The sequence below is a fragment of the Hungatella sp. SL.1.14 genome (assembly GCF_024460495.1).
GTDB classification, from domain to species: Bacteria; Bacillota; Clostridia; order Lachnospirales; family Lachnospiraceae; genus Hungatella; species Hungatella hathewayi.
Genome location: NZ_JANFYJ010000352.1, coordinates 1 through 300, shown reverse-complemented (window position 1 = coordinate 300; position 300 = coordinate 1). Strand labels below are relative to the sequence as shown.

Sequence of the window (300 nt, the reverse complement as noted above, 5' to 3'; positions counted from 1 at the left end):
CAATATGGCAAACCCCTGGGAAATGCCCTGAATCATCCCCAATACCATCCAGTTGAGCCAGTCCGCGGCGCCGAGCGCTGCCAGCGCTCCGACTCCCAGCGCCTGGCCGACCACCATCGTGTCCACCACCGTGTAAAACTGCTGAAATACATTGCCAAACATCAGAGGCAGTGAAAACGCGAAAATAAGCTTCAGCGGATGACCCTCCGTCATTGTCCTAATTTTGGCCATTCCATTTTTCTCCCGATTCTCTTTTTTTCCTTTGATCAATCCCTTATATTTCCAGAATGATTATAACCT

The 300-nt window shown here is 49.7% G+C and carries 1 protein-coding gene; it reads right to left on the bottom strand.

Annotated features, from left to right (window positions below; genetic code table 11):
- On the bottom strand, positions 1–231 hold a 231-nt coding region (locus NE473_RS31320; RefSeq protein WP_256265661.1), incomplete at its 3' end, for an MATE family efflux transporter.
- Between the last annotated feature and the right edge of the window lie 69 nt (positions 232–300).